This window comes from Nostoc sp. 'Peltigera membranacea cyanobiont' 232 (assembly GCF_002245985.1).
GTDB lineage: Bacteria > Cyanobacteriota > Cyanobacteriia > Cyanobacteriales > Nostocaceae > Nostoc.
In genome coordinates this window covers 65,430-87,157 of sequence record NZ_NOLK01000011.1, presented here as the reverse complement: position 1 = coordinate 87,157, position 21,728 = coordinate 65,430, and the positions used below count along the sequence as shown (strand labels likewise).

The window sequence follows — 21,728 nt, the reverse complement described above, 5'->3', positions numbered from 1 at the left end:
TTCTAATTTACAATACAAACGTACTATAATGCCAACTTTGCGCGTAGTTTACCGCCGTAGGCATCGCATAAAAATAGAGTTTTTAGAACAGGGTGGTAGTTCAAGGTAAATTTAGGGGAATGGCTAAAACCATTACTAAACCTAGCTTTTCTGTTTTTCGGCAATTTCTCGAACTCCAAAAAAAATGAGCGAACCGGGAGTTATTAATCTTAGAGATATATAGACGCAAAGCGGCTTGCCATTAATAAAACTACTTACACAAAATCCGAAACACTACCAATACTGCGTAAGTCCTATGATTAGCACAAGCGCCACTTCTAAATATCTGGGAATGTGAGGAATGTCAATTTTTATTAAGCGCAAAACCCGCCAACGCCAAACGCCACAGCAAAGTGCCGAACGCCAATTCAAACGCCAATTTTTCGGTTTACTTTTGGTAATTGTTACGTGGAGCCTAGCTATGGGTTGGCTTCTAGCCTTAGCAACTAATGCCCAAAGTGCTACACCCCCCGCCGAAATTGGCACCGTTGACGTAGTACCTGCCCAGTATCAACTGGGGCAAGAACTGTATCTAGAAAACTGCTCTACCTGCCACATTGCCTTACCACCAGCCGTTTTACCCACCCAAACTTGGAAAAATCTCCTGCAAGACTCGCAGCATTACGGCGCACAATTAAAGCCTCTAGTCGATCCGCCGCGCATTTTGGTGTGGAAATATCTTTTGACTTTCTCTCGCGTTCAGCTAGACGATGAAGAAACACCCTATCGCGTCAATAACTCGCGTTATTTCAAAGCTTTGCATCCAGGAGTGAAGTTACCACGTCCTGTCCAGGTTGGTAGCTGTGTCAGTTGTCATCCTAGTGCTAGTGACTACAATTTCCGCCGCCTGTCAGCAGAATGGAAGTGAGGAATTAGGAGAGACGCGAAAAATCTTTGTCTGTACAGGAATTAGGGGTCGGAAAATTTATAACTAACTCATAACTCTCTTCCCCCAGTCCTTCTCTGCCCCCAGTTGGGGGCAAAATGATACTATGAAGAAAGACTAAATAGTAAGATAAGAGTTAAAACCAATCATTTAAGAAACTAACTGACTAGTTTTTCTCCTGTTTTTGAGGTAATTTTCATTTCACACCCATCCACGACCAAGACGGTTGGGTTGGGTTAAATGTTTATAATCAATGCCGACCCTTTAATCCCCATCCCCTTGATTCAGTTCTATAACCTGCCATGTTAAAACTTTTGTTGGGCGACCCCAACGCTCGTAAGCTTAAAAAATACCAGCCTTCTGTTACTGAAATTAACCTTTTAGAGGAAGAAATTAAGGTTCTTTCCGATGAGGAGTTAAAAGGTAAAACTGTCGAATTTAAACAACGACTCGCCAAAGGCGAAGCCCTGGATGACCTTTTACCAGAAGCTTATGCCGTTGTTCGGGAAGCAGGACGGCGAGTCTTAGGCTTGCGGCACTTTGATGTCCAACTGCTTGGCGGTATCATTTTGCACGTAGGGCAAATTGCCGAAATGAAAACTGGTGAGGGTAAAACACTTGTAGCAACCTTGCCGAGTTATTTAAATGCCCTAACTGGTAAAGGTGTACACGTCATCACTGTGAACGATTACCTGGCTCGTCGGGATGCTGAATGGATGGGGCAGGTGCATCGGTTTTTGGGGCTGAGTGTGGGGCTAATCCAGTCAAGCATGACTCCCAGCGAACGCCAGAAAAACTACGATTGCGATATCACTTATGTCACCAACAGCGAAGTCGGTTTCGACTACCTGCGGGATAACATGGCGACATCAATGGCAGATGTGGTGCAACGCCCATTCAATTATTGCGTGATTGACGAGGTTGACTCGATTTTAGTTGATGAGGCGCGGACACCTCTGATTATTTCTGGGCAGGTGGAAAGACCTACAGAAAAGTATCTGCAAGCTGCCGAAATCGCATTCACACTCAAAAAAGACGAGCATTATGATGTGGATGAAAAAGCTCGTAACGTGCTATTGACAGATGAAGGCTTTGCTGAATCGGAAAATCTTTTGGGAGTCACAGATTTATTTGACCCAGAAGATCCTTGGGCACACTTCGTTTTCAATGCGATTAAAGCCAAAGAACTTTTCCTCAAGGACGTAAATTACATCGTCCGCAATGGGGAAGTGGTAATTGTAGATGAATTTACCGGTCGGGTGCTACCCGGACGGCGTTGGAGTGATGGACTACACCAGGCTATTGAAGCCAAAGAACACGAAGAGATTCAGCCAGAAACTCAAACTCTAGCGACAATTACTTATCAAAATATGTTCTTGCTGTATCCAAAATTGGGTGGAATGACGGGAACGGCAAAAACGGAAGAACCAGAATTTGAAAAAATTTACAAACTAGAAGTTGCGGTAATTCCCACCAACCAAACCAGAAGACGTGAAGACTTATCTGATATGGTCTTTAAGACAGAAGCTGGCAAGTGGGGCGCGATCGCTAAAGAATGTGCCGAAATGCACCAACTCGGCAGACCTGTATTAGTGGGAACCACTAGCGTCGAAAAATCCGAACTTCTCAGCCGACTGCTGAAGCAACTGGAAATTCCCCACGAATTGCTCAACGCCCGACCGGAAAACGTCGAGCGGGAAGCGGAAATCGTCGCCCAAGCTGGACGCAAAGGTGCTGTTACCATTGCTACTAACATGGCTGGTAGAGGTACAGACATCATCTTGGGTGGGAACTCCGAATACATGGCACGTCTGAAGCTGCGGGAATACTTCATGCCCCGAATTGTCATGCCAGAGTCAGAAGATAGCTTTGGCGTTCAAAGACCAGCCGGATTGCCTACAGGACACGGTGGTGGTCAAGGCTTTGTCCCTGGCAAAAAAGTTAAAACTTGGCGGGCTTCACCAGAAATTTTCCCCACCCAATTGACAAAAGAGACAGAAAAACTACTCAAAGATGCAGTAGAAATTGCAGTGCGTGAGTATGGCGATCGCAGTTTACCGGAATTGGAAGCAGAAGACAAGGTAGCTATAGCCGCAGAAAAAGCTCCCATAGACGATGCAGTGATTCTTAAATTACGGGAAGCTTACAAGCGGATTAAGCAGGAATACGAACAATTTACTACCCGCGAACATGATGATGTAGTGGGAATCGGTGGTTTGCACGTAATTGGTACAGAACGCCACGAATCGCGGCGGATTGACAACCAGTTGCGGGGACGTGCAGGAAGACAAGGCGACCCTGGAACTACGAGATTCTTCCTCAGTTTAGAGGATAACCTACTGCGGATTTTTGGTGGCGAACGTGTTGCTGGGTTAATGCAAGCCTTCAACGTAGAAGAAGATATGCCCATCGAATCTGGGATGCTCACCCGAAGTTTGGAAGGCGCACAGAAAAAAGTTGAAACCTACTACTACGACATCCGTAAGCAGGTTTTTGAGTATGACGAGGTGATGAATAATCAACGTCGTGCTATTTATGCTGAACGTCGCCGGGTGTTAGAAGGTCAAGATTTGAAAGAACAGGTAATCAAGTATGCTGAAAAAACAATGGATGACATCGTTGACTACTACATCAACGTAGACTTGCCCTCGGAAGAGTGGGAGTTAGAAAAGTTGGTTGAGAAAGTCAAAGAATTTGTCTATCTGCTAGCAGACTTGCAGCCAAATCAATTAGAAGATATGTCAGTCAGCGAGATTAAAGCCTTCCTCCACGAACAGGTGCGAATTGCTTACGATCTCAAAGAAGCGCAGATTGACCAAGTTCAACCCGGACTGATGCGCCAAGCCGAACGCTTCTTTATTTTGCAACGCATTGATACCCTGTGGCGGGAACACCTGCAACAAATGGATGCCTTGCGCGAATCGGTGGGATTACGTGGTTACGGTCAAAAAGACCCGTTGATTGAATATAAGAGCGAGGGTTACGAACTCTTCTTGGATATGATGGTCAACATTCGCCGAGATGTGGTGTACTCGTTGTTTATGTTCCAGCCGCAGCCGCAGCAGATGATGCAGGCTTCGTCTGAGATGGTCTAAGTAGAGAATATCTCACGCAGAGACGCAGAGGTACAGAGAGTACTTTTGCGTCTTTGTATTTTAAGGCATCTCTCAAAAATATTTTGTTTTCAGGAGTTTGCTGAAATGGGTAAGCTAGTACTGCCAAATCTTCAGGGTAAGCAAATGGGACAAGTAATAGTTACCCTCACTGTCACGAATCGAATCGATCGAGTTTTGGCACAGCGAGGCTTTATTTCTCCAGAGGAAATTCGCTCTTATATTCTGGATAATGTTTTAGTTGATACGGGTGCAACTTTGCTGTGTTTACCTGCTAGCGTTATTAGTCAATTAGGTTTAGTCCAAGGTGGAGAAGCCCAGGTAGAGACTGCGGCTGGAGTGCAGCAGGGGCGGATTTTCCGAGATGTGGAACTTAGTATTGGAGAACGTCAAGGAACCTTTGATTGTCTGGAACTTACAGAAGTACCATATACCCTTTTGGGTGTAACACCAATGGAAGTTTTAGGGTTAGAACCAGACTTGAAAAATCGGAAGTTGCGGGTTTTGCCGATGAATTCTGAGCAAACTTATCTGAGTGTATTGTAAGCGATCGGATGTTTTATGGTGAAAGCAGGTAAGCTAATGTACTTTTAATTTGCATAACTAGGGCGGGCAAGATGCCCACCCCACAAGAAAGATTTTTAATTCCAGGTAATATGCAAGTTAAATGTCCAACAGCTTACTTATTTTTTCAGGTATCTATTATAACCGATAATTAAGTTATACCAAGTCCGCTTAATCACTTACGATATGTCATTGCGAGTGAAACGGAGTGGAACGAAGCAATCGCTGCGGACTCTGCGATTACTTCACTTCGCTATCGCTGCGTTCGTAATGACAAGTATTTATCCAGACATGATATTATGCCTCTGTTAAGAGTAGATTATATGGCAGAAAACGTTGATTATGAGCAAATCTATCAACTGACATTCCGTAAACAATGGGCTGAGTTATTGGAGCTTGTTTATAAGTATTCTAAATTTGCTTCTTCAGATGAATTAGTTAAGAGAGCAGTAAATACTTTTGAAAATGAGTTTTTTGGAGAATTAGATAAAGTAATTGCAAAGGATGATATTGAAACTGGATTAGAAAATCTATTTCTACTTCATAAAGGTAAAATTTATAGTTTAACAGAAGATAGAGCTATTACAGTCGTTATTGAGTTGGTCAATATATATAGAAATAAAGGCTTACTCCTTGAAGCATATAATTATGCTGTCTTTTATCCTAAACAGGAAATATGTGCTGAAGTGAGCAAAAACTAAGAGATAGTTATAAGGATAAGATTTTGGCATTGGCTGGACAAACACTTTATAGGATTAGAAAGACCTCAGATAATCAGGCGAGGACAGAATTCATGAAACTAATAAGAGAAATAGTAAATATTACATATTAATCAATGAAAAAGCTCTTATTTATCTGTAGCCAGAATAAATTGCGAAGCCCCACCGCCGAGGCTGTGTTTTCAGAATATGAAGGAATTGAAACAGAGTCGGCAGGTTTAGACCGCTATGCTCAAGTACCATTATCAACAGAAGCTATTCAATGGGCTGATACGATCTTTGTGATGGAAAAATCCCATAAAAGCAAGCTATCAAAAAATTTTCAGCCATTTCTTAAAGATAAAAAAATCATTTGTTTAGATATACCTGATGACTATGAGTATATGGAACCAGCTTTAATTGAGTTGTTAAAACAGAAAGTTCTACCAATATTAAAAATTAAACAATGAATATTCAAGAAGCTTTTAATTCTGCCGCCGGAGATTATGATAACTTACGTCGGATTCTAATTCCCTGTTTTGATGACTTTTATAAAACAGCCGTTGAAATCATCCCAGGCGATTGGACTGCACCGCTTAAAGTTCTAGATTTGGGTGCTGGTACTGGACTTTACTCAGGTATGGTTCAGTCAGTCTTCCCCAATGCAGAGTTTACCTTACTAGACTTAGCCCCTGAGATGCTAGAGAAAGCTAAGTTTAGATTTAGCAAAATGGGTAAATCTCCCCAAATCTTAATTGGTGACTACATTGAGACCGATTTGGGTGATTCCTACGACCTTATAATCTCTGCCTTATCGATTCACCATCTTTCTGATTTCGACAAAGAACTTCTTTATCAACGGATTTATGATGTCCTCAAACCTGGTGGAATATTTGTCAATGCCGACCAAATTCTCGGCAAAACTGCTGATTTAGAAGAACTTTATCGCCAACACTGGTTAGACTCTATCCGCGCTAACGGTATATTAGAAGAGGATCTCAAAGCTGCACAAAAACGCATGGAATACGATCGCATGGCAACTCTTGATATTCAACTTCGCTGGCTAGAAGCGGCTGGGTTTCAAAATGTGGATTGTTGGTATAAAAATTTTAGCTTTGCTGTTTTCGGTGGTTATCGACCAACTATTTAACCAGTATATTTTTGATCGAGATTCCATGCAGAATTGATTATTTACCAGAACAGTAGCTATTAATTTCGCTAACTATTGAACTTTCTTCGGTACTACTTTGTTTCAGAGATACCAAAAAGCCCTGTGCTGCTGGTATATTCTTTTTATCTATAGCGCCTGCTGCATTATTCAATTGCTTGCTAATGTTCTGATAGAGTGTGATAAAGCGTCCTTGAAAACCTTGCAACTTCTCATCCTTAATTTCGAGGGTTTTCATCTCTTGGGCAAGTGGATCTATCTTACCAGCAAGTTCAGTTAAAGCTTTAGAACCTTTGGCCGGATTGGGATTTTTACCGAATTCCTGACCTAGAGTAGATGCCTGATTCGCAACCTTGATAACTTTATTACATTGGGCAACCTTACTTTCTCCGCAACCTGCAAATAATAATGCGATCGCAGTAGTGACTGAAAGCATAAAACTTTGTTTAAATACACGTTGCATTTGTTCTATTATCTCCAACTATGTTTCGGGAAAGTTGGACAGCAGAAATAAATGGCCAGCGAAAATGCTTTTTTCTAACTAAAAAGAATCTTAATTTCTGTTGCCCTGTTACTTTATACTTCATTTTGACCACAATGTGTATGTAATTACACTTAAGTAGCAAAATTTAACATTCTATAGTCGGGTTGCGCTTTACACTCCCAATTTTGGAACTAACTTCAATGTCGCAGCAGTACTAGCAGTAACCTTCTTTTGCTCCCACAACATAGGGTGGTATTCAATCTTGCGCCAAGAGTCAACCATATCGTTGTAGTGGTTATGGAAAGCATGTCCTGATTGTCCAGGTGTATGAATCGCGACTGAGTTATCCAAATTTCCCAAATCTACAATCATCCGCAGAGAAGGAATATCTGTCACCTCAAAGGATTTATTTGCTCTCCATCGGTTAGCATTCACTGTTTCGCCGTTACCAGCCGTAGCAAATGCACCACGATTAAATAAAGCTTCAATCGGTGCAACCCCAGATTTACCCAATGTGGCATTCCGAAAAGTAACAGTATGTAGTTTGCCCCAATTCCAGTTTTTCGGATCTTTGCTTTGAACCCGTTCTAGTTCATCCACGGCTTCTGTAAAGGATTGCTGCAAAATTTCGTCGCGGTTCTCAACTTTTGGGGTGTTGCGATTATCCCACCAAGAACTATTAGGCTGTTTTACCAAATTTGCTACCACAGCATACCAGCGATCGCCCCCATTGGGAAAGTACTTCTCAGGCAACTGATCGTGAAAAGTATCTGCTAGCAAGCGTTTCCAGAATACTTCAAACAAGGCAGCAGCAGGTAATGTCATTCCCAATTGCAAATTCCAATCTCGGAGAAGTTTTTGGGCTGCTTGCAAGTGGGGAGTCTCAACAGCGATCGATTGCAGTAGCGGTACTAATATTTGGGCATTGAGATTGCGATCGTCACCTTGTATTTGCTGCACATCTTCCACAGAAATCGGTTCCGTTTGTTCTGAAATCATTTCAACGATGCGCTTCGCCCGATAGCCATAAACCCAGTCTGCGGTAATTAAGTAAGGATATTTACGCATAACTAAATTATTAGCAGTAGCAATATAACCTTGAGATGGATTGAAACTTTTGGGTAACTTCTCAAAGTCAATATAGCCTTGCCACTCATAAGCATCCGTCCAACCGGGAACGGGATAACGCCCCTTTCCCTTAGCTCGGATGGGGAATTTACCAGGCATTTGGTAGCCAATATTGCCATCAATATCGGCGTAGACCAAATTTTGAGCCGGGACATCATAATTTCTCGCAGCAGTGCGGAATTCTTGCCAGTTTTGGGCGCGATTTATTTGGGGAATGGCATCCGCTAGTTTAGAAGGTTCTAGGGCTGTCCAGCGCAGGGCTACGGCGTAGTTTTGGGGTATTTCTAACGGCTGACTTGGTTGGAACTCCTTCAGATTGGGCGAAACATCAGAGAGAATCGGCCCGTGTCGGGTATAGCGAACCGTTTGGACAATTGGTTGACTTCCGGCAACTTGAATCGTCTCTTGCAGGAGTTTCATGTCAACCCATTTGCCATTTACCTCATACTGATTGGGATTATTGGGATTGATTTTCTCAATGTATAAATCCATTACATCAGATAGTACATTAGTTACACCCCAAGCAATGCGATCGCTATGACCAATAATTACGCCAATCATTCCCGCAAAGGAAAAGCCAGTAACGTTGTAAGGACATTCTGCACTCTTAGATATACAATGCAAACCAACCTCATACCAGATAGAGGGTATTTGCACACCTAAGTGGGGATCGTTTGCTAAAATTGGCTTACCTGTATCTGTGCGATCGCCAGATATTACCCAGTTATTGGAACCAATACCTATTCCCGTTGGCCCGATGAGTTGTTCCAAAGCCATCATCGGCTTGGTAATTGACTCTATTCCCTCCTGAATATCAAAGGCAGTGAATGGCGTATCATCAGAATTTTCATCCTCTCCTGTTTTCCCTTTCTGGAACTCAGGTAAAATCGCTGGCAAATCTTGAGGATACGGTGGATAAAGTTCCTCAACTTGAGCGGGAGTAAGGGTTTTAAGCAGGATGGCACGTTCAACTTCACTCTGAAAATTTGTACCCAAATCGTAAGCCATTACCTTCCCCCAAGTTAGGGAGTGCAATATTTGCCAAGGTTCTGGCTTATACTTAGGATTGAGGAATTTTAACACAGCATATTCTAGACTCAGGGCGCTGCCTTGATGCTCTTTCAGATAGGCATTGACACCATCTGAGTATGCTTCCAGATATGCCTTCATCTCTGCATTAATTTCTTGAATTTCTTGCTGCGCCACCCTTGCCCAACCCATTGTTCGCAGATATCTGTCAGTGTCAACCTGAGAGGAACCAAACATTTCTGAGAGTCGCCCAGAACCGATGTGTCGCCAAAAATCCATTTGCCAAAAACGATCTTGGGCGTGGATATAACCTTGCGCCATAAATAAATCGTGGGAGTTGGCAGCATAAATGTGGGGAATTCCCCATTTATCGCGTTGGACAGTTACTTCCGCTTTGAGTTCAGGTAGTTGAATTGTGCCACTCTCTTGAGCAAAGGATTGACGCACAGTGTATGTGGCGAATCCCGCTAACAATAGCCCCAGCACTAACAGGAAAATCAGAGTAATTTTAAGTCTTTTACCTAACCAACCTTTCCTGGAGTTTTTCATTTGAGCTTCCCGTGGCATTGTTTAGTAAAATCAGGCAATATTACAAGGTATTTAATCAGAATCTTCAGAAAAGTGCGATCTGCCCATTTAAAATTTTGTTTAGCTGCCAGTAGAACAATAGTATCGCTCTCCTATGTTCCAAAGCTTCAGCGCAACCATCAAAAACAGAATGCCTGCGATTGGCGAAACATAGCAAAACCACAAAGGCACTAAAAAAACATTTTCTTTTTCAAGTACTGCAAGCAAAGGAAAATAACTGACGCAAGCAAGGGGTATCAAGAACGTAAAGAATCGCTGAAACCACTTGCTATAAATTGAAAGAGGGTACTGACCTGTTTCGACTCCTCCATAAGTAAGGATATTCATAATTTCGAGAGATTCAATAGTCCAGAATGTGAGGGTTGCTTGCATAATGACAATGCCAACAAAGAGTGCAACCCCACCAAGAAATGAAGTGCCCAAAAGCCATAAATTTTTAAAAGTTAAAGGGATGTGAAGAGATGAAATTGACCACCCCATAACAACTATTCCTTGAGAAAATCTTCCGATTCGTTTCAAAGTAAATTCTTTACCTAAAAGTTGAAGTGCTGTAGTGCGGGGACGAAGAAGTAAACGGTCGAAATCTCCACTTTTAATTATTGTTGTAAATGAGTCAAAACCTTTTCCAAGGGCATCCGCACAAGCGAAAGAAATATTGATTATTCCATAAAAGAGAGCAACTTCATTCAAAGTCCACGTACCAATACTATTAAAACGAGTAAAAAGTGCCCAGACTCCAAAAAATTCAACAGCAGTTCCTATAAGTTGCCCTATAATTTGCAGCCAGAAGGAAACTTTGTATTGCATTTGCGACTTGAAAGATACAGAAATATATCGAAGGTAAAGCAAAAAATCGTTCATAGTCGCTTTTTTATTTTGACTCGAAATCAATTAGCTAATCTAGCTTCCTGTTTGAAAAATATTCCGAATTATTTACTCATCCACCCTGAATTACAAGCTTTTTGATGCCATGTTTCACAATGACACGCCCAAGGATAATAATGATAATTATCCAAAAAGTTTGATGCAACAAAATATTAAACAGGGCATTTGGTTGAAGATTACCAGTAAAAAGACGAAAAGGTTTGTCGATTAGTCCTGAAAAAGGAAGTGCATTCAAAAAAGGTTTGCTCCACTCAGGAAAAAGTGGCAAAGGAACAATCATTCCAGACAAGACAATAATAAGGGTGGGTAGAACATTATTAATTCCCTCACCAGAAATTGTCCACATCATTGATACAGTAAGAAGCATTGTCAATGCAGACGAAAGGAAAATTGCGTCAATAAAAGAGAGAAAAAAGGCAAGAAAAGAAGCAAAGGTGGGTGGAACAGAAAGCGACCATTCATCAAGCCCAAAAATGGGAAAAATAAAACTTGTGACACAAAGAAGCGGAATAGCACGAAGTATTAGGGGCGCTATGCGAAGTGCCAAGGCGCGAGTAAACCAAAAATTATAAAGGTCTGTGGGTCGGAGAAGATCGTATCCTACGGCACCAGTTCGGATGAGTTCTTGAATATCTCTATCACCTCCCCAAGGGACAATCGCCATCAGAAATGCCTGTCCTAGCCATATATAGCCTACAGCTTGTTGAAAAGTGATAGGTTGAGCAGAGGTTGTATGAGTAAAGAATGCTTGTAAAACCATTACTTTCACTAACCCCCAAAAAAGCTGAGTTACAACGCCTGCTAAAGCAGCAGTACGGTATTGCAACAGTAGTGCAAATCTAGCAACAAACAGTGACCAATATGCTTTCATGCGAAAATTTCTGCTGAATTTGCATAAAGTTCAGCAACTATCTCTTCAATGGGTGGATTTTCTACAAAAAGATCCTCTACTTCGTGTTGCGAGGTAACTTGGCTAATCAAAGACGCAGCAGAAAGCTTTATAGGATCGAAAGCAAGAGTTACAGTGCGACCTTCTTTAGAGATAATACTGACTCCTTCTTGCTCAAAGAAGAAATCATCGTTTGCTAGGTCGATTCTTAAGTACCGACGTGAGGAAACTTGAGAACGCAGTGCTGCTAAAGTTCCATCACAAAGGATTTCACCTCCACCAATAATAATTATGCGATCGCACAATGCTTCGATATCATCCATATCATGGGTAGTCAGGATGGTGGTTACTTGATGAGTTTTATTCAGCGCTTTGATAAATTTTCTGACTGCAAGCTTGGAAACTGCATCAAGCCCGATGGTAGGTTCATCAAGAAAAAGAATTTCAGGTCTGTGAAGCATGGCTGCTGCAAAATCACATCGCATCCTTTGACCAAGGCTTAACTGTCTCACCGGAGTCGAGAGAAAGTTTCCAAGACCAAGCAAATCAATCATTTCTTCGCGTGTCTGGCGATACTCTGATTGGGGAACGCGATAAATATCCCGCAGCAAATCAAAAGACTCAATCACTGGCAAATCCCACCAGAGTTGTGTTCTTTGACCAAACACTACACCGATACGATTAACGTGCTTAATTCTATCTTTCCAAGGAGTTCGACCGCCAATTATGCATTTTCCACTAGAAGGTACGAGAATACCGCTGAGAATTTTAATAGTAGTCGATTTACCTGCTCCATTTGGGCCAATGTATCCTACAAGTTCTCCCCGTTCTACAGAAAACGAAACTCCTTTGAGAGCATAAACAACTCTTGTTTTTCGCTGCACAAGCCCTCGTATTGAACCGAAAAGCCCAGAAGAACGTTCAGATACAAAGAAAGTCTTCCTCAGATTTTCGACAATAATGTGAGACATATTTTCCTAGTCTGTTATCGCTTGCAGAAGTGTTTTTTTACTTAGAATACATCTACTAACCCAGACCTGACACAGCTAAAATAATTTAAAGGAAGCTCTTCAGCAGAACCACAACGCTGAAAATTAATCTAAAAATATCTTATTGGTACGATCGCAGGAGGCAAAAAATGGGCTTGGCTGGATTAAGAATTGTGTTGGTAGAACCAGCTGGGCCGATAAATATCGGCGCGATCGCCAGGGTAATGAAAAATTTCGGGCTATATAATTTAGTATTAGTGAACCCCCAATGCGATCCGCTATCGACGGAAGCTTTGATGATGGCTGTTCATGCTCAGGAAATTATCGAATCTGCGGAATTAGTGGCGACCTTACCAGAAGCATTGCATGGATGTGTACGGGCGATCGCTACTACCGGTCGCGTTCGGAGTCTAGAAACACCTTTAGAAAATCCCCGCACCGCACTACCCTGGTTACTTGAGGAACCAGAAAAACCCGCAGCCCTGATTTTTGGCAGGGAAGACCGGGGATTAAGCAATGAAGAATTAAATTATGCCCAGAGGTTTGTTGGTATTCCCACAAGTCAAGATTATGTAGCCCTAAATTTGGCTACCGCCGTAGCAATCTGTTGTTATGAATTGTCACAATGCGCCCAGCAAGCTGACATTCAGACCTTACCCCAAACTGAACTCGCACCCTTAGATGTTGTGGAAGGATACTACCAGCAATTAGAATCACTATTACTGAAAATTGGTTATGTGTATCCCCATACGGCAGCTAGTCGCATGGGAAAATTTCGCCAGCTATATAATCGCGCTCACCTGAAAAGTGGGGAAGTAGCCATGCTCCGAGGAATTTTACAGCAGGTAGAATGGGCCCTGAAAAACCAAAGGGATGGTGAAAACTTGTAATTATTCGTTTAATATATACGCAATCATCCCCCCAAAATATTTAATATGGCTTAAAGTAAACACAAAAATGCTACTTAGTGGCAAAGTGGAATTTGAGTATTAATATTGCTTAAAGATTAAGTTTTGGGTCAGGAGTCTGCAAGAAAACAGTCAAGTCGGTCACAAGGAGTAACTGTGTCAGAGTCAAGTGACGAACTAACAGCTTTCTCGCGGCGACAACCCTTAAATCGCCGCCAACGTCCACAAAAAGTTCAAAAAGTGGCACAAAAGAAAGTTAAAGCTAACAGCCAGCAACAAGCTACGAATGGACGAGAAGCAGCGCTAGCACGCCCAAAAAATCGCATCAGTCCTCCCCCAACGCCTGGTGCTACACGGAGGGTAAAATCGGGGTTAGTCATGCCAACAGCAGTCAAACCAATACCTACTGTGAAGGGGAAAATTCCTCCTTTCCGACCAGGTGCTGTGATGGTTAAAGCTGTGCGGATGGAAAAGCCAAAAACAGGTAGGCGCTCATCGCGGAAGACGCGGTTAAAGCCAATGGCGAAAACTATATTGTATATTGTGCGGTTATTGATTGTGGGTGTTGGGATGGGTGCAATTGTGGGCACTGTGTTATCAGTATTAGACCCAGCGAATCGCATCAGCACCACTTCTGCGCCCCAATCTAATAGTAATGTGCGATCGCAGCCGCAACCAGCCCAAACTCCCCCAGCCGCCGCTTCCAGCCTATACCTATCCCAGGAAATTACCTCTTTGAAAAATGCCGTGCAAAATTTGGCCACCACCAACCCAAATCTTACACCCGGCGTTTTCTTGGTAGATTTGGATACTGGTAATTATGTAGATGTCAATAGTTCTACCAGTTTTCCGGCAGCTAGCACGATTAAAGTGCCGATTCTGATTGCCTTTTTCCAGGATGTGGACGCGGGGAAAATTCGCCTGGATGAAATGCTGACCATGCAACAGGATTCAATAGCTGGCGGTTCGGGAAATCTGCAATACAAACCAGCCGGAACCCAGTACGCCGCTCTGGAAGTCGTCACTAAAATGATTACAATCAGCGACAACACGGCGACAAATATGCTGATTGCCAAACTGGGAGGGATAGAGGCGTTAAACCAGCGTTTCCGCAGTTGGGGATTGACAACCACAACAATTCGTAATCAACTCCCAGATTTGCAAGGGACAAACACCACCAGTCCCAAGGAACTAGGGAATTTGATGGCGATTGTGAGTCAGGGGAATTTAGTCAGTGTGCCATCACGCGATCTCATGCTCGATATCTTGCGTCGTACCGAGAAAAATACTCTCCTACCATCAGGTTTGGGAACAGGCGCAAGAGCATACCACAAAACGGGTGATATCGGCACAATGTTGGCAGACACAGGTTTAATTGTTGTTCCAACTGGCAAGCGTTATATAGCCTCTGTCATGGTACAACGCCCCGAAAACGATCCTCGCGCCGAAAAATTGATTAGCTCAATTTCTCGTGCTGCCTACGAAGAATTTAGCCAGAATGCTGCCGCATCCAATAGTCCGACAAGCATTATACCCACAAATGGTTATCAGCCCCAGGTTGCGAATCCTGCTTTACCCAACGGTACAACAGGCACAGTGCCCATGAACATTTATCAGCCTCCTGTTGTCAGTTCTCCACCCAACGGTATAGGAAGTACTGTACCTACAAACGGTTATCAATCTCCAGTTATGAATCCCCAGTATTATCCACCAAGATAATTCATAATTAAAAACGACAGTTTGATTTTAATTTGGCTTGAAATCCCTATGCCATAAATGCGATCGCTAGATTGCTAAAAACAAAGCTAAACAATGCTGTTGTCTTTTAACTCTTAACTTTTTTGATATCGCATTCCTGGCAGTTGCGAAACTAAACCCATAAGTTCCAACTGTAACAAAGCACTGGAAACTGAACCAGCAGCCATGCCGGTTTGTTGAACAATAAAATCGAAGGGTAAAGGATCGCTTGTGAGTGCCTCCATTACTCTTTGCAATTCTGGTGATAAAGTTGGTAAACTTAACTGTTCTGGCACTGTAGAAGCCTCAATTCCATCAATTTGTGGGATTGCTCCCAGCATTGTTAATAGTTCATCTAGTTCCTTAAGAATGAAAGAAGCTCCCTGGCTTAGTAACTTTAAGCACCCTTGGGATGGATAATCGTCCAGTCTCCCAGGTAATGCATATACATCTCTGCCAAATTCATTGGCGTAGGTAGCAGTAATTAAGGCACCAGATTTAATCGGTGCTTCCATTACCAGGATGGCGCGGCTTAAGCCTGCAATAATGCGGTTGCGACGGGGGAAGTGCGTGCGATTGGGTGGGGTTTTGGTGGGGTACTCACTTACGACTAACCCATCTGTCAAAATTTGCTTGTACAAATCCCGATTTTTATGTGGATAGATGACATCTACACCAGTTCCTAAAACTGCGATCGTCCGTCCACCTGCTTTCATGGCGGCGATGTGGCTTTCTGTGTCAATTCCCTCTGCCATCCCAGAAACAACCGTAAAGCCATTTTTAGCCAAAGCTGTACTAATTTGGCGAGTCCAACGAATACCATATTCTGAGGGTTGGCGAGTGCCGACAATTCCAACCATCGGTTTTTGTCCGAGATTTTCTTGGAGTTCGACTTCACCACGATAGTATAAAATCGGTGGAGGACTGGGAGTTTCCAGCAGTAAACGAGGATAATCTGCATCTGCTGGTGTCCAGAAATTGGGGTTTTCCTGCTGGTGCTTGGTGAAAAGTTGTTCTGGGTGCAAACGCGATCGCTGTTGTACTACTTTTTCTAGTGTCTGAAAACCCAAACCTTCTACCTCTCCTAACTGTAACTTGGTAGCGTTCCAAGCTGTTGCCAGCGTGCCAAAATGCTGTTGCATCCGTCGCAGCAATACCGGGCCAATTCCCGAAATTTGCGTCCAAGCTAGCCAATATGCGCCTTCTTCTACCACCATTCCATCCTCACTCCTACTGGATTGAGTATTCCCAATCCCCAATCCTTAATCCCTAATTCCCCTTGACTTTTGACTCTTGACTATTAACTATTGAGTATTATTTTTTGATCTTCTGTGATGAAATATTTCTATCGTCTTCTAATAAGCCTATCTGGGTGCTTAATATTTTTGCTGCTACATAGTTGTTTTGATTTGTTGCCTAGTTTAGCAGCCGAAAAAGTTACTGTCAGGTACGGATTGTTTGAGCAATCGATCCCAGTAGCAGATATACGCAACTATGGCGAGACACAAAAGGTTTCTGGCGATCTAAAATCTTTTTTAGGTTACTTCAGCGCTAAAGATAAACAGAAGTTTCAAGATGCTCTTCAGGTGAAAATGTCGCTTGATATTGCGGCTTTAGATAAGCTGATCGATACAGGAATGGGCAAGCAAATTTTATCTTTTGTTTCCCAAGCGACTGTCTTTCCGACACGTTCTGCGATCGCCCGTAGCGATCGAGGCAGTATCCAAGCGCTACGATCTGCTATTATCTTAGGAGCCAAATCACCAGAAGGTTTAGGAATAACCAGCTTTCTAGAAGCCTATCCTAGTAATCAACTCGTCTTTGACGTATCAAAAATTTCCCAGCTAGTCAGCATGGCCAATTTATCTTCTGGTTCTGCTAGCGCACCACCGAAAGACGACGTAAGTTCTTCACCGTTAGGGCAAATTGCACTGCAATATCAGATACTTGCTGCTCAAGATAAACAGTTCTCAGGTTGCTTATTTGGCGATTCTGTTTCGGCTGAACTTGGCAATACTCTTGGGAATGGCACTTTTAATTTTGGCTTAAATGGTCTGAGTACAATCTCTTTAGTGGAGCAACTTAAAAGTTTAATTCCTACCAAGGTGAAATGTGAAAAAGCCATTATTGCCATCGGTGGAAACGATGCTTGGTATGGAATTAGTGATGAGTTGTTTAGCAAAAACCTGCAAGCGGCGATCGCACTTGTAAGAACAATGGGAAATAAAGAGATTTTTCTGATTCCAGCTTTTTATTCAACAGTTGCAGCCAGCTTAGATCCAACTTTAGCAGCCCCACTTCCTAGAGTCGAACAAATTAATGTTCTGATTAATCAAGTTGCTGAGACAGAAAAAGTGCCGGTTGAAGCAGCAGGACTAGCACCCTTGTATGAAAATAATGTTCTTAAAGAAAATTTGACAAGTGATGGCGACCATCTGAATGCAGAGGGGCTAAAAATTTATCGACAAGCATTATTACAAATTCTGCAAAAGTAATATAGCTATCCTAAATAATTGCTAAAAATTTTAGAGATGATTGGGCGAATAGAATTAACTGTTGACGAATTAATCGGAGGTCTAATCCATTCGCCCCAATCCATCTTAATTTCTTTAAATGGTCGTGGCGTTAGCTAAAAACGTCCTTCTGGATAGTAGGAAAAAGTTGTTTAAAAATTGGTAATGGGTAAAAGCCTGCATTATAATTTTTCCATTTTGCACCCAATCCCTTTACCTAATCTCCCCTCAGTTGGGGAGGTGTCCAGTTTTTTGTCTTTAAAATACGTTTAACATCATTGTAATTTATGGGTGCATAATTATGGCAATCTACCCCCACATCAAAAGATAAAGACGTGGAATCGTCAGGTAATTGACCATGTGAGTGTCCGTAAAGATGACAAGTACCGTAGTGAGAAGCTTGCCAAACTCTCATAGCATAGTGCAACAGAACGATTAATTGTCTGCCTTGATATGCCTCCGAATCTGGCATTGTCAACTCGTAATAATCTTTGATCCACTCAAAACGGTCTTTACAAGCTTCGGCTGCTTTATCGTGATTGCCACGAATTAGATATATTTTACCGTTAAGCCGTTGAAGAATTTTCTGTAATTTCTGAGGAGAACACAGTCCAACATCTCCTACATGATACACTTCATCATCAGCAGAGACTTTGCTGTTCCAGTTCTCAATTAATGCTTCATCCATCTCCTCAACAGAAGAAAACGGTCTTTCTGTGTACTCTAAGATTTTTTTATGCCCGAAATGAGTATCAGCAGTAAACCAAATCATCATTGAACCTGTTTTGTTAGAGGTTGTTTGAAAAGTATTTCGCTGTAACTTTAGACACTTTTAGATCCCCCCTAACCCCCCTTAAAAAGGGGGGAATCGGAATCAAAGTCTCCCAATTTATCGGGAGATTTAGAGGGATCTAAGACTTTTGATACCAGCAAGAGGACTTTTCAAACATCCTCTTAGGGTATTTTTGAAAAATTGTAAAGTTAACTCCTGGGAGGATAGCTCAACTTTATCCATTTTTCGCTAATAACGCAGCCAAATTATGAACTATGAATTATTACTTTTAGGCTTTCCAATTCAAAAACCGCGCATAAATATAAGCGACGCCTTCATCAATAATTGTCCGCACGCCTTGGCTAGAATCCCACCATTTGCTTGGATCGTAATCTTGTGTTTCAGCAGCGATCGCACCAACTTTCACTTTAGGGCTGAGTAGTTTTCTGAACAGCAACCAACTTCTACGAGTGTGAACGTCCAAAGAAAAAAGATTAATTGATTGTAGCTTTAAATTTGAATTAGATAGCCAGCGATCGAACTCGGCAGCAGATGCATAACTACGATCCTTAATTACCATAGGTGTAGGAACAGCTACCACCTTCTCCGATTCTAAACCGAGTTTCTCAAAGGTGGCAGCTGATACTTCTGCAAAGTTTTTGTATTCGCTAAGATAATTTCCTTTTTCTATTGAGCCTCCCGTGGTAATTACTAGACGATAAGAACCGTTTTTAAATTCAGTCAAAGCTTGTTGGATGGCATAATCTGGTAGCCATCCTTCAACAACTAATATTTCTGCTGATTTGATCGGGGAAGTCACGGCGAGAAATGAGTGTACATGAGTGATAGTGAAAAATATTAAGTAAGCAATCAAAGCGATCGCAATCGCCCACCCCTGAGCCGTAAGTGTCCACATTTCTTGGCGTTTTATTAGTTTGATTTTTGGAAATTTTTGACACCGACGATTTTTTGCCTGCATTAAACCTTAGCTAAACGTTGTTCTTTTAAGTAAGTAAATACAGACTTATCTCCAATATCAGCAGGAATTGCTTGCACTGTCTTTCTCAAGGCAAATACCAAAAACAACGTTGCCCAAATTCCTAATAAAACACTTTCACCCTGAACTGGTAAAATTCCCACCAAATGTCCTAACAACAGTAGCGGTACTATTAGGGTTAATACTTTGGTTTCCAAACGATTGAAGCAAAAAGCCTCTTTAAAATAAATCCCTGTCAAAGCAACGAAAATAAAACCAACTCCAAATAAGGTGAGAGGCTGATTGTAAACAGTCAGAGCTAAAGGTTCAGTATTAGAGATTGCCAGAATCACTGACGCTATACTACCGATAGCCCAAAAAATTTGCAACATTCGATGCAGTGATGCCATGTAGATATGAATGGTAAATAAACTTACACCAAGAGCGAGACTAAAACAAGCATATAAAGGTGTAAGTGCAGTTACAATCGGGTTATTGTTGAACAAAACCAAACCGCTACCGATAGCAAAGCTCAGTGCTGCTACCATTAAGCCGGCACGGTAGATAATCACGCTAGTGCGATCGCTCTGAGTAATTGTAAATTCCCCAAACTGACCTTGATAAACTTCTGGTGAAGATAGTGTTTGCGTAGTCATAGTTAAAAATATTGTTACGATTTACTAATAGAGTACAACGGGAAATTCCTGAAAGCTTACTTTTATTATTATGGGCAAGGAAACTAACTTAAGTGTCACAATGCCAAAATTTTTAGGTCACTTTTGTAGTATCGGTTGACTTGATATACATGTTAGCGGACGAGTTATCTCTACCGTTTGACTGGATTTCCTTGGAGAGCGAAAGACATAGCAACTAGTCTCATCACGGCGGAAATCCTAGCTACCATCTCAATTAACCAGACTAACAAGGGGTAAAATCTTCTCGTTAAAGGTAGGCAAACCTCCGCTAGCATGTACTAGTAATTAACAACGGTTTGTATAGTCTCTAGTTTAGCTGAGGACTTGATTGTAAAATTTGACTTTAGTCGTAGACATTAGAAATTGACAAATTTTAAATTTAGTGCATAAAAAAATTGGCAATCAGATAACACCATAGTTAAAAGCCAGATGAGCGATCGCATTTGTCTAAAGAGTTGCAAAAGTGTAGACCCTTTTAGGTCTTATTTAGCAACAACTCTAATTTATCAAGATTCGCGGAAAACCCCATGCAATACGCTTGGGGATTATTGCGGTCTACGGAGCGAAGCGAAGTAGACAATTACCTTTGAATGTTAAAATAGAAAAGTGAGTATGAGCATCTGTCTACGTGTTGAAGCATTCACGTTTGCGGTGAGATTCCGGCACAGTAAGTCACTACTGCTTAAAAGCAGCAAGCCTAAACAACTGACAAGCAATATCAGAATGCCGAGCGTACCTATCTGGCTTAGTGATGGACTCTGAAAGCAAATCCAAACCACACAAAAGTAAGCCCAATTCTTACGCCAATCGATGGGGGTGTTAGTTTGAGGGTCTAGAGGGACACTTGAATGTCCCACTGTCATCACGAGATGTCAGGAATCCCCATCCGCATAAGCGGTGGGGTGGTTCAAAACTTGCTCATCCGTGCTGAAAAAGTATGGTGGCATTATCTAATCTAATTTGATAGTAGTATAGGTTAACGAGGATCTACAGCAGGTTTGCGATCGACTAGACTAACTTGGTTTTGCTTGACTACTACAGTGATAAGTGGTAAAGAACGTTTGGCTGGGCCATGAACGACTCGACCCTGAGAATCGTATTGAGATCCATGACAAGGACAAATAAAGTGATTCTTCTCAAGATTCCACTCAACTGTACATCCTAAATGGGTACAAGTTGGATTGATAGCATACTCAGCAATCTTTGGCCCGTCTTGAACGATCAGATAATCAACGCTCTTGTCTGGTAAGCCTTTTACAAGAATCGGAATTCCAGGCTTTGCGGTTGTCAATAATGCATTAGCCTGAATTTCTTTACCGTCTTTGTCTCGTGCTAGAGATCCGGGAAGATAATTTTGACAGCGCGAATTCTTTGGATACAGAGAGCAAAGGGTTTCTAGGCTGATCTCATGACCTTGGCTGACTTTGGGAAATAGATATCCGATCGCTAATGATGCTGCTGTACCACCTAGCGTATAAGTTAAAAAATCGCGGCGCGTTTTTATACTAGCTGGAATTTTGGCATTTGTAGAAAAATTTTCTTTCATGACCCGATTTACCAAGAAAGGTCTACTAACATATTACGGTGCAATCGCTTAGAATCATTTTTCGTTTTTAAGTTGTTGAGCGGTAAGAATACCGTATTTAGGACTAAATAGTAATGCCAAC

The 21,728-nt window shown here is 42.0% G+C and carries 19 protein-coding genes; 9 read left to right on the top strand and 10 right to left on the bottom strand.

Annotated features, from left to right (window positions below):
* Window positions 1–340: 340 nt before the first annotated feature.
* The 6 genes from CDG79_RS06015 (at window position 341) to CDG79_RS05990 (ending at window position 6,450) form a co-directional block, all read left to right on the top strand.
* Window positions 341–907: a cytochrome C gene (locus CDG79_RS06015; RefSeq protein ID WP_189524897.1), complete on the top strand. Its 567-nt coding sequence runs from the start codon at window positions 341–343 to the stop codon at window positions 905–907.
* A gap of 320 nt (window positions 908–1,227) precedes the next feature.
* Entirely contained in the window at window positions 1,228–4,020 is a 2,793-nt protein-coding gene (gene secA, locus CDG79_RS06010; RefSeq protein ID WP_094341326.1) for a preprotein translocase subunit SecA, read from the top strand.
* A gap of 105 nt (window positions 4,021–4,125) precedes the next feature.
* Window positions 4,126–4,584, top strand: a complete 459-nt coding sequence (locus CDG79_RS06005) for an aspartyl protease family protein (RefSeq protein ID WP_094341325.1) — start codon at window positions 4,126–4,128, stop codon at window positions 4,582–4,584.
* Window positions 4,585–4,925: 341 nt separating this feature from the next.
* Entirely contained in the window at window positions 4,926–5,303 is a 378-nt protein-coding gene (locus CDG79_RS06000; RefSeq protein WP_094341324.1) for a hypothetical protein, read from the top strand.
* 134 nt (window positions 5,304–5,437) lie between these two features.
* A complete protein-coding gene (locus CDG79_RS05995) occupies window positions 5,438–5,770 on the top strand; it encodes a low molecular weight protein tyrosine phosphatase family protein (protein ID WP_094341323.1) in 333 nt (110 codons plus the stop codon).
* Entirely contained in the window at window positions 5,767–6,450 is a 684-nt protein-coding gene (locus tag CDG79_RS05990) for a class I SAM-dependent methyltransferase (protein WP_094341322.1), read from the top strand. Before CDG79_RS05995 ends, CDG79_RS05990 begins: the two co-directional genes overlap by 4 nt.
* A 37-nt stretch (window positions 6,451–6,487) precedes the next feature.
* Here the strand turns inward: CDG79_RS05990 and CDG79_RS05985 are convergent, their stop codons facing one another.
* The 5 genes from CDG79_RS05985 to CDG79_RS05965 all read right to left on the bottom strand — a co-directional run bounded on the left by CDG79_RS05985 (window position 6,488) and on the right by CDG79_RS05965 (window position 12,442).
* Window positions 6,488–6,931 (bottom strand): hypothetical protein, encoded by a 444-nt coding sequence (locus CDG79_RS05985; protein WP_094341321.1) that lies wholly within the window; start codon window positions 6,929–6,931, stop codon window positions 6,488–6,490.
* 192 nt (window positions 6,932–7,123) lie between these two features.
* The gene (locus tag CDG79_RS05980; RefSeq protein WP_094341340.1) at window positions 7,124–9,658 is read right to left on the bottom strand and encodes a penicillin acylase family protein; all 2,535 of its coding nucleotides are present in this window, start codon (window positions 9,656–9,658) and stop codon (window positions 7,124–7,126) included.
* A gap of 99 nt (window positions 9,659–9,757) precedes the next feature.
* Window positions 9,758–10,504: an ABC transporter permease gene (locus CDG79_RS05975; protein ID WP_223278025.1), complete on the bottom strand. Its 747-nt coding sequence runs from the start codon at window positions 10,502–10,504 to the stop codon at window positions 9,758–9,760.
* 130 nt (window positions 10,505–10,634) lie between these two features.
* A complete protein-coding gene (locus CDG79_RS05970; protein WP_094341319.1) occupies window positions 10,635–11,453 on the bottom strand; it encodes an ABC transporter permease in 819 nt (272 codons plus the stop codon).
* Window positions 11,450–12,442 (bottom strand): ABC transporter ATP-binding protein, encoded by a 993-nt coding sequence (locus CDG79_RS05965; RefSeq protein ID WP_094341318.1) that lies wholly within the window; start codon window positions 12,440–12,442, stop codon window positions 11,450–11,452. The genes CDG79_RS05970 and CDG79_RS05965 overlap by 4 nt, the downstream gene beginning before the upstream one ends.
* Before the next feature lie 167 nt (window positions 12,443–12,609).
* Between CDG79_RS05965 and CDG79_RS05960 the strand changes: the two genes are divergently transcribed.
* Together CDG79_RS05960 and CDG79_RS05955 are read left to right on the top strand one after the other, a co-directional pair.
* Window positions 12,610–13,350, top strand: a complete 741-nt coding sequence (locus CDG79_RS05960; RefSeq protein ID WP_094341317.1) for an RNA methyltransferase — start codon at window positions 12,610–12,612, stop codon at window positions 13,348–13,350.
* Window positions 13,351–13,524: 174 nt separating this feature from the next.
* On the top strand, window positions 13,525–15,087 hold the full coding sequence (locus tag CDG79_RS05955; RefSeq protein WP_189524896.1) for a serine hydrolase: 1,563 nt from the start codon (window positions 13,525–13,527) through the stop codon (window positions 15,085–15,087).
* A 113-nt stretch (window positions 15,088–15,200) separates the two neighbouring features.
* On the opposite strand, the gene dprA is transcribed toward CDG79_RS05955, so the two are convergent.
* The gene (gene dprA, locus CDG79_RS05950; protein WP_094341339.1) at window positions 15,201–16,319 is read right to left on the bottom strand and encodes a DNA-processing protein DprA; all 1,119 of its coding nucleotides are present in this window, start codon (window positions 16,317–16,319) and stop codon (window positions 15,201–15,203) included.
* 171 nt (window positions 16,320–16,490) lie between these two features.
* On the opposite strand from dprA, the gene CDG79_RS05945 reads away from it, so the two are divergent.
* Window positions 16,491–17,600, top strand: a complete 1,110-nt coding sequence (locus tag CDG79_RS05945) for an alpha/beta hydrolase (protein ID WP_223278024.1) — start codon at window positions 16,491–16,493, stop codon at window positions 17,598–17,600.
* A 235-nt stretch (window positions 17,601–17,835) separates the two neighbouring features.
* On the opposite strand, the gene CDG79_RS05940 is transcribed toward CDG79_RS05945, so the two are convergent.
* The 4 genes from CDG79_RS05940 to CDG79_RS05925 form a co-directional block, all read right to left on the bottom strand.
* Window positions 17,836–18,393, bottom strand: coding sequence for a metallophosphoesterase family protein (locus CDG79_RS05940; protein WP_094341314.1), 558 nt, complete (start codon window positions 18,391–18,393; stop codon window positions 17,836–17,838).
* A 286-nt stretch (window positions 18,394–18,679) separates the two neighbouring features.
* Window positions 18,680–19,369, bottom strand: coding sequence for an ElyC/SanA/YdcF family protein (locus CDG79_RS05935; RefSeq protein WP_094341313.1), 690 nt, complete (start codon window positions 19,367–19,369; stop codon window positions 18,680–18,682).
* Complete coding sequence (locus tag CDG79_RS05930; RefSeq protein WP_094341312.1) at window positions 19,369–20,022, bottom strand: DUF2301 domain-containing membrane protein; 654 nt, start codon at window positions 20,020–20,022, stop codon at window positions 19,369–19,371. Before CDG79_RS05930 ends, CDG79_RS05935 begins: the two co-directional genes overlap by 1 nt.
* A gap of 1,015 nt (window positions 20,023–21,037) precedes the next feature.
* The gene (locus tag CDG79_RS05925) at window positions 21,038–21,607 is read right to left on the bottom strand and encodes a Rieske 2Fe-2S domain-containing protein (RefSeq protein WP_094341311.1); all 570 of its coding nucleotides are present in this window, start codon (window positions 21,605–21,607) and stop codon (window positions 21,038–21,040) included.
* Between the last annotated feature and the right edge of the window lie 121 nt (window positions 21,608–21,728).